This is a genomic window from Spirillospora sp. NPDC049652 (assembly GCF_040675125.1).
GTDB lineage: Bacteria > Actinomycetota > Actinomycetes > Streptosporangiales > Streptosporangiaceae > Spirillospora.
The window spans coordinates 1-4,321 of record NZ_JBFAOF010000639.1 but is presented as its reverse complement, the minus strand read 5'-3'; the positions used below and the strand labels follow the sequence as shown (position 1 = coordinate 4,321).

Here is a 4,321-nt window from a genome sequence, read left to right as displayed (position 1 = left end):
GGCGGGACATGAGGCCAGGCGCGGGGGTGCGTCGCGGGCCGGGCGGGCGCGAGGCCAGGCACGGGCGGGGGGCGCGGGGGCGGGGTCAGGCTTGGGCGGTCCAGTCGATCTCGAACTTGTGGACGGGGGCGAACATCTGCTCCGGCGTGGGCAGGGACGGCCGGTCCCCCGCCTTTCCGGCCTTGGCCTTGTTCTTGTTCTGGGCGGCGCCCGTGATGGCCTCGACGCGGGGCCGGCGCAGGGCCTCGTACGCGGCGAACGCCTCGGCGGAGGTCGGCCGGTCACGCAGGCAGCGGGCCAGTTCGATGGCGCTCTCGATGGCCAGCGACGCGCCCTGCCCGGACGACGAGGACGGTGCGTGCACCGCGTCCCCGAGCAGGACGACGCGGTCGGTGTGCCACGTCGGAACGGCCGGCATGAACTCCATCGGCCCGACGGCCATGAGCTCCTCAGGGGCGGTGCGTCCGATGAGGGCCTCGCCGGGGACGTGTCCGGCGTAGAGCTCGCGCAGGCGCGCCAGCCAGTCCTCGTTCGGCACCGCGTGGACCTCGGCGTACGTCAGCGGTTCCTCGCGCGGCAGGCTGCCGAACCAGACGACGCGTCCGTCCGGGAGCTCCCAGAAGCCGAGGAAGGCGCGGCCGAACGCGAAGTGCATCATGCCCGGCCGCGTCACGACGTCCGGTCCGCCGGGCACGATGCCGCCGAAGCTGAGGACGCCGCCGTAGCCCGGGGCGGGCGCGTCGGGGTCGATCAGCGAGCGGACGGTGGAGCGGATGCCGTCCGCGCCGATGAGCACGTCCGCGGTCGCGGTGGTCCCGTCGGCGAACTCGGCGGTCACCCCGCCCTCGCGCTCGACCACGTTGACCAGGCTCTTCCCGTACCGGATGTCGATGCCCCCGGCCACGGCGTGGTCGGCGAGGACGCGGAACAGGTCGGCGCGGTGGAGGGCGAGCGTCTCGGGCAGGCCGGGGAAGCCGTGGAAGTCGGTGAGGACGCGTCCGGTGCCGTCCTGCATGACGACGCCGGGGACGGGCTGCGCGACCTTCCGGACCGCCTCGTCCGCGCCGACGTGGGCCAGGGCGGCCAGGCCGTGGGGGGCGACGCTGAGCATCGCGCCCACGCCGTCGGCGGCCTCGGGGCGCGCTTCGAAGACCGTGGCCTCGATGCCCGCCTTGGCGAGCGCGAGGGCGGCGACGGGGCCGGCGATGCCGCCTCCGATGACCAGGGCGGTGCGGGCGGCGGTGGGCGCTGCGGTGGAGTTCGTCATGCGGCAATAGTTACATTGCAACTAGTGTTGAGTCAACTAGTTGCTCTGATTTACACTGCGGGCATGGCCGTACGAAGCTCGCCCCTCGCCCTGACCGTCCTCGGACTGCTGCTCTACAAGCCGCTGCATCCGTACGGGATGCAGCGGCTGATCAAGGACTGGGGCAAGGACCAGGTCGTCAACGTCGGCCAGCGGACGAGCCTCTACCGGGCGATCGACCGGCTCGCCGAGGGCGGGCTGATCCGGGTCCGCGCCACCGAGCGCGACCAGGCCTACCCCGAGCGGACCGTCTACGAGATCACCGACGAGGGCCGCGCCGCCGCGCGGGCCTGGCTGGACGAGATGCTCGCGACGCCGCGCCGCGACTTCCCCGACTTCCCGGCGGCGCTCTCGAACCTGCTGATGATCGCGCCGGCGGAGGCGCTGTCCGCGCTCGAACGGCGCGCCGAGAAGGTGGGCGCCACGCTGGCCGAGCACGACCGGGTCCTCGCCGCGAACGCCGGCTCCGGCCTCGGCCGGGTCTCCGGGCTGGAGAGCGAGTACGCGCGGACGGTGACCGCCGCCGAGCACGCCTGGCTCCTGGGCGTGATCGTCGACCTCCGCTCCGGCGCGCTCACCTGGGACGGCGCGACGTCATAGGCAGGCGACGGCCAGGAGCGCCGTGGTTGCGGAGAAGGACGAGGAGGGCGCCGTGGCGGTGCGCAGGGCCGTGGCGCGGTCCGCAGGGCCGTGGTGCGGCCGAGGTGACGTCAGGGGCAGGCGGCGTGCCGCCAGAAGGCGGTCATGAGCGGCGGCGGCTCCGGGCTGCCCATTTCCACCTGCGTGAGCAGCACCGCGACCGAGCCCGAGGACGGGTCGATCTGCGCGGTCGTGCCGCTGCCGCCCGTCCACCAGTAGCGGCCGGGGATGTGTCCCGGTCCGTCGGCGTCCAGGTCCACCGCCGCGCCGAATCCCCAGCCCTGCCCGCGGAGGAACAGCCGGACGGCGTCGCGTTGCGCGGCGGTCGTGTGGTCGCTGGTCATGAGCGAGACGGACGCCGGGGACAGCAGGCGGCGGCCGTCCGGGGCCGCGCCGCCGTCGAGCAGCATCCGGCCGAACGCGGCCCAGTCGTCCACGGTCGAGACCAGGCCACCCGCGCCTGACGGGAAGGCCGGGCGCCTGCTCCACTGACCGTCCGGGACGTCGCGGAGCTCGAGCGTGCCGTCCCGCCCGTGCCCGTAGGACGTGACGAGCCGGTGCCGCTGCCCCTCCGGCACCCAGAAGCCGGTGTCGGCCATGCCCAGCGGCGCGAACACGCGCTCGGCGAGGAACTCGTCCAGCGGACGGCCCGACACCCGCGCGATGAGCACGCCCAGGATGTCCGAACTGGTGTGGTAGAGCCACGCCTCGCCCGGATGGCTCACCATCGGGACGGACGCGAGCGACGCCATCCACTCGTCCGGTTCCGGCGCGAGCTGCGGCTCCGTGACGAACCGCTGGAACCTCTCCATGAGCAGCGACACGGCAGGGAGGGAGAAGTCGGCGAGGAAGCCGTAGCCGGAGCGGAACGTGAGCAGGTCGTCCAGCGTGATCGGGCGCTTCGCCGGGACGACGTCGTCCACAGGGCTCTGCGGCGTCCGGACGACCTTGGGTTCGGCCAGCTCCGGCAGCCACTCGCGGACGGCGTCGTCCAGCGCGATCCGGCCGTCCTCGACCAGCATCATCGCGGCCGCCGCCGTGATCGGCTTCGTGAGGGACGCGATGCGGAAGACGGCGTCCCGCGTCATCGGGCCACCGCCCTCCAGAGAGGGGCTCCCGACGGCCGCGACCTCGGCCTTCTCCCCTTGCGCGACCAGGGCGACGGCACCTGGGACGACGGAGTTGTCCACAGCCTGGGCGAGCAGTTCCCGGAGTCGGTTCACGCTTGTCATCCTCTCCTCAGGAGGTGAGACCGAACCGACCCGCCGAACTCATCGCGACACGCGACCGCCGACCTCGACCAGCCCGTCCGCGAGCGGCCTGGTGAAGATCTGCGACCCGCGCCCCTGGGTCACCACCAGCGGCCGTCCCAGCTCGGCCGTGAGCAGCATCGCGGCCGCGCCGGTCGCCTCGTCCTCGTCGATCCCGTCCGCCCGTCCCGGGAAGCCCCGGGCCCGGATCCCCTGGAAGGAGGGGGCCGCAGACCCGTCCGTCCGCGCCCAGGCGTACACCCACTCGCCGGGCGGCGGCACCTCCAGCGCGTCCACCTCGCCGGACGACCCGTACTCGCGCAGCGTCCTCGGCGGCGCCCACCCGGCGCGCGCCGCGACCCACGTGACGTCCCCTTCCCGGCGCACCGAGACCGCCCCCGCCGCCGTCACGAGCTCGGGGACGCCCAGCAGCCACGCCGTACCGACGCACGGATGCCCGGCGAAGGGCAGCCGCGTGCCCGGCGTGTAGATGTCGATCACGCCCCGGGCGGCGTCGTCCACGAACACCGTCTCGCTGAACCCCAGCTCGCCCGCGACGGCCTGCCGCTCCTCGGGCGACGCCACCGCCGGACCGTCCAGCACCACGCCGAGCCGGTTCCCGAACCGCCCGTCCGCCCCGCAGAAGACCCGCAACACCTCATAGTCGATCACGCTCCGGAGTCAACCACGCTCATGCAGCGCATACCGAATCCGCACCTCCACCAGCCCGGCCTCGTCCGCCGGGCAGGCCAGCAGCCGCGTGGCCCGGGCCACCACGTCATCCTCCGAAAGCCCCGGATCCGCGCGCAACAACCGCTCCACGAGAATCCGCAGGTCATCCCGGGCATAACTCACGATCGACCGCCCAGGCTCGATCCGAACCGCCTGCACCCCCGCCGAGCCGCCACCGCCCCGTCCCTCCGACGTCTGTGCCTCGTGGGCACTCTGCCCGCCCTGCGCGTCGTGGGCTTCTTGTACGGCCTGTGCGTCGTGCGCGTTCTGTACGCCCTGTACGCCTTGGGCTTGGTGGGCGCTCTGCGCATCCTGCTCCTCAGCCCCGCGCGGCCGCTGCTCCCTGTCCACGCGCTCGCCGCCAGCGTCATGCGCGTGCGCGCCACCGCGCGGC

Annotated in this window: 6 protein-coding genes; 2 read left to right on the top strand and 4 right to left on the bottom strand. The window is 73.7% G+C overall.

From position 1 onward, the window contains the following. Nucleotides 1–85: 85 nt before the first annotated feature. Nucleotides 86–1,267 carry an FAD-dependent monooxygenase gene (locus tag AB0J52_RS29670; RefSeq protein ID WP_500185880.1) on the bottom strand — a complete coding sequence of 394 codons (1,182 nt, stop codon included), beginning with the start codon at nucleotides 1,265–1,267 and terminating at the stop codon, nucleotides 86–88. A 63-nt stretch (nucleotides 1,268–1,330) separates the two neighbouring features. Here AB0J52_RS29670 and AB0J52_RS29665 point away from each other — a divergent pair, with 63 nt between their 5' ends. Further along, nucleotides 1,331–1,906 carry a PadR family transcriptional regulator gene (locus tag AB0J52_RS29665; RefSeq protein WP_500185879.1) on the top strand — a complete coding sequence of 192 codons (576 nt, stop codon included), beginning with the start codon at nucleotides 1,331–1,333 and terminating at the stop codon, nucleotides 1,904–1,906. A 110-nt stretch (nucleotides 1,907–2,016) separates the two neighbouring features. On the opposite strand, the gene AB0J52_RS29660 is transcribed toward AB0J52_RS29665, so the two are convergent. Genes AB0J52_RS29660 through AB0J52_RS29650 form a run of 3 tightly spaced genes read right to left on the bottom strand, consistent with a single transcriptional unit; the run spans nucleotide 2,017 to nucleotide 4,050 of the window. Then, nucleotides 2,017–3,168, bottom strand: a complete 1,152-nt coding sequence (locus AB0J52_RS29660) for a serine hydrolase domain-containing protein (RefSeq protein WP_500185876.1) — start codon at nucleotides 3,166–3,168, stop codon at nucleotides 2,017–2,019. A 48-nt stretch (nucleotides 3,169–3,216) separates the two neighbouring features. Next, nucleotides 3,217–3,867, bottom strand: coding sequence for a PhzF family phenazine biosynthesis protein (locus AB0J52_RS29655; protein WP_500185874.1), 651 nt, complete (start codon nucleotides 3,865–3,867; stop codon nucleotides 3,217–3,219). A gap of 9 nt (nucleotides 3,868–3,876) precedes the next feature. Beyond that, nucleotides 3,877–4,050, bottom strand: coding sequence for a hypothetical protein (locus AB0J52_RS29650; RefSeq protein ID WP_500185872.1), 174 nt, complete (start codon nucleotides 4,048–4,050; stop codon nucleotides 3,877–3,879). A gap of 81 nt (nucleotides 4,051–4,131) precedes the next feature. Between AB0J52_RS29650 and AB0J52_RS29645 the strand changes: the two genes are divergently transcribed. Next, the coding region (locus tag AB0J52_RS29645) for a hypothetical protein (protein WP_500185869.1) at nucleotides 4,132–4,321 on the top strand (190 nt) is incomplete at its 3' end.